The 1,893-nt window shown below is 33.5% G+C and carries 2 protein-coding genes; one reads left to right on the forward strand and one right to left on the reverse strand.

What is annotated here, in order from left to right; all coding sequences use genetic code 11:
• Positions 1 to 274 precede the first annotated feature (274 nt).
• Complete coding sequence (locus ACFOZZ_RS12645) at positions 275 to 883, reverse strand: ATP-binding protein (RefSeq protein WP_376815373.1); 609 nt, start codon at positions 881 to 883, stop codon at positions 275 to 277.
• A gap of 99 nt (positions 884 to 982) precedes the next feature.
• Here ACFOZZ_RS12645 and ACFOZZ_RS12650 point away from each other — a divergent pair, with 99 nt between their 5' ends.
• Entirely contained in the window at positions 983 to 1,708 is a 726-nt protein-coding gene (locus ACFOZZ_RS12650) for an HTH domain-containing protein (RefSeq protein WP_376815374.1), read from the forward strand.
• Positions 1,709 to 1,893 lie beyond the last annotated feature (185 nt).

A 1,893-nucleotide genomic window follows, 5' to 3' on the forward strand; every position in this document is an offset into this window, starting at 1 on the left:
ATAAAAATACATTATTATATAGGGTAATATAATTTGCAGTCATCAGATGGGTAGAGTTTGCGGTTTAACAATCAGTTTAAAAAAATGTAGACGTTTTATGTCTACATTTTTTATTGAGTATTCCGCTAATTGAAGACCACTCGTTTACGGTAGAGAAGTCCACCCAATACGCTGACCAAGCCCACACCACTCAAAAATTGAATACGCTCAAAAGTCCACTATGGATTTGAAAAAGGCATGACAATTTTTTATCATTGTTATGCCTTTCCTAGTTTTATTGTTTTATTCTTGAGTATTCTTCGAGTAATGATTTTCCGTGTAAAGTAATTAGATAGGAACTATTAATGATTCTATCTAAAATAGCGTCTGCAATAGGTCCTCCATCTAATAATTGATGCCATCCATCGAATGAGTATTGACTACAGAAAATGGTTGATTTTTTATTACAACGAATTTCCATCAACTCTAGAAGGTCGCTTCTTTCAGATTCGTTTGTTGGTTTCAATAAAAATTCATCGATGATCAACAGATCATACTTCCCCAATCTCTTTAAGTATTCATTGTATTTTCCTTGAATTCTCTTTTCTTCAAATTTTGAAAATAATTCAGGCAGTCTGATATACAGCACTGTCTTTCTATTACGACAGGCATGTACGCCTAATGCATTAGAGAGCCATGTCTTTCCACAGCCTGAAGCACCTACAAATATAATATTGAGACCTTTTTCTATGTAGTTGTTTGTAGCCAGTTCTTCCATCTGAGAACGATTAAGTTTTCTATCTGGATTATAGTTGATATCTTCTATGCTCGCTGTAGAATCATAAAAATGGGCATCTTTTATATATTTTGTGATTGTATGATTGACTCTGCTTTCATATTCCATATCAATCTAAAATGGTACCCATAAGGAGGACAACAACCTGACAGTTGTGATACCCACCTTGTGGGTATCTTTTTGTCGTTTCGTTGTTGAAATTATACTATGGCTAAAAGGTTCACTAATGAAGAAATTAAGTTATTATCCAACTCACCATATGTCAAGAATGTAAGAAAAAACAGACTGACATTCACTTATGAATTCAGATGCATTCTATATGATGAATGGATCAAGCAGCCATCTACTTCTCAGATAAGAGGTGTACTTAAATCATACGGCTTTGACTGTTCGATGTTAGGGAACGATGTGATAAAAAAAATCAACGGTACCTTTAAGCGCTATGGTCATCCAACTAACGGAAAAAACAAGGTATCTAGAAAGCATGATTCTATTGAAAAGTATGACAATGAATCTCTGATTGATTTTGGAATATTCGTAAAAACAGGAAGTCTAATTAGATTCAGTTCTGAATTCATCGATAAAGCCTATAAAGAATACCCTTCTGTATCTATTGAAGCTCAGCTTGAATCCTATGGTCTTGATCCCGAAAAAGTCGGATATCATAGAATATATAGATTAAAAAAGAAACTTGAAAATCAAGGAAAACCTAAAGAAAAGATATGTGCTGATGCAGTAGAAAAATACACTAGTCATCCATATGTTCAAAGATGTACATCAAATCACTTCACACTCAAGAAGCAGTTCTATGACGAATCTCTGATGTTCATTGGTTATCCCATTGATGAGATTCTTGGCATATTTGAGATTGATGGTTCTGATCTACCTATTAGAGTGCGTGGGGCTAGTATAAATTTAGTGCCAGTCAAATAGAGAAAATATCTAAAAAAAGAATTGAAAAACATTCGAAAGAATACTAGTCTGAAACATGAAAATAGAGGTGTTAAAAATGGCAGAAAATAAAGTGATAGACAAACAGTTTAAATTAGATGCAGTTCAATATAGAAAGGATCATCCTGAACTTACTTTTCAACAGGTTGCTGATAATCTAGGAGTTT

It is taken from the genome of Catenibacterium sp. GCM10023432 (genome assembly GCF_042651925.1).
Classification (GTDB): Bacteria; Bacillota_I; Bacilli_A; order Erysipelotrichales; family Coprobacillaceae; genus Catenibacterium; species Catenibacterium mitsuoka.